The 1,324-nt window shown below is 52.4% G+C and carries 1 protein-coding gene and 1 pseudogene; one reads left to right on the top strand and one right to left on the bottom strand.

Annotated elements, in window-relative coordinates:
* Positions 1-438: pseudogene (locus OQV04_RS24690) on the top strand (IS1-like element IS1B family transposase); the annotation flags it as partial.
* A 167-nt stretch (positions 439-605) separates the two neighbouring features.
* On the opposite strand, the gene OQV04_RS24685 reads toward OQV04_RS24690, so the two are convergent.
* A partial coding sequence (locus tag OQV04_RS24685) for an AadA family aminoglycoside 3''-O-nucleotidyltransferase (protein WP_136524411.1) occupies positions 606-1,324 on the bottom strand: 719 nt, incomplete at its 5' end.

Raw genomic sequence — 1,324 nt, 5'->3', positions numbered from 1 at the left:
AGGCCGCAGTCGGTAACCTCGCGCATACAGCCGGGCAGTGACGTCATCGTCTGCGCGGAAATGGACGAACAGTGGGGATACGTCGGGGCTAAATCGCGCCAGCGCTGGCTGTTTTACGCGTATGACAGGCTCCGGAAGACGGTTGTTGCGCACGTATTCGGTGAACGCACTATGGCGACGCTGGGGCGTCTTATGAGCCTGCTGTCACCCTTTGACGTGGTGATATGGATGACGGATGGCTGGCCGCTGTATGAATCCCGCCTGAAGGGAAAGCTGCACGTAATCAGCAAGCGATATACGCAGCGAATTGAGCGGCATAACCTGAATCTGAGGCAGCACCTGGCACGGCTGGGACGGAAGTCGCTGTCGTTCTCAAAATCGGTGGAGCTACATGACAAAGTCATCGGGCATTATCTGAACATAAAACACTATCAATAAGTTGGAGTCATTACCCAATTTGTGTAGGGCTTATTATGCACGCTTAAAAATAATAAAAGCAGACTTGACCTGATAGTTTGGCTGTGAGCAATTATGTGCTTAGTGCATCTAACGCTTGAGTTAAGCCGCGCCGCGAAGCGGCGTCGGCTTGAACGAATTGTTAGACATTATTTGCCGATTACCTTGGTGATCTCGCCTTTCACGTAGTGGACAAATTCTTCCAACTGATCTGCGCGCGAGGCCAAGCGATCTTCTTCTTGTCCAAGATAAGCCTGTCTAGCTTCAAGTATGACGGGCTGATACTGGGCCGGCAGGCGCTCCATTGCCCAGTCGGCAGCGACATCCTTCGGCGCGATTTTGCCGGTTACTGCGCTGTACCAAATGCGGGACAACGTAAGCACTACATTTCGCTCATCGCCAGCCCAGTCGGGCGGCGAGTTCCATAGCGTTAAGGTTTCATTTAGCGCCTCAAATAGATCCTGTTCAGGAACCGGATCAAAGAGTTCCTCCGCCGCTGGACCTACCAAGGCAACGCTATGTTCTCTTGCTTTTGTCAGCAAGATAGCCAGATCAATGTCGATCGTGGCTGGCTCGAAGATACCTGCAAGAATGTCATTGCGCTGCCATTCTCCAAATTGCAGTTCGCGCTTAGCTGGATAACGCCACGGAATGATGTCGTCGTGCACAACAATGGTGACTTCTACAGCGCGGAGAATCTCGCTCTCTCCAGGGGAAGCCGAAGTTTCCAAAAGGTCGTTGATCAAAGCTCGCCGCGTTGTTTCATCAAGCCTTACGGTCACCGTAACCAGCAAATCAATATCGCTGTATGGCTTCAGGCCGCCATCCACTGCGGAGCCGTACAAATGCACGGCCAGCAACGTTGATT

The sequence above is a fragment of the Escherichia sp. Lx600-2 genome (genome assembly GCF_036662595.1).
GTDB lineage: Bacteria > Pseudomonadota > Gammaproteobacteria > Enterobacterales > Enterobacteriaceae > Escherichia > Escherichia coli.
This window is presented reverse-complemented; position numbering and strand designations above follow the sequence as displayed.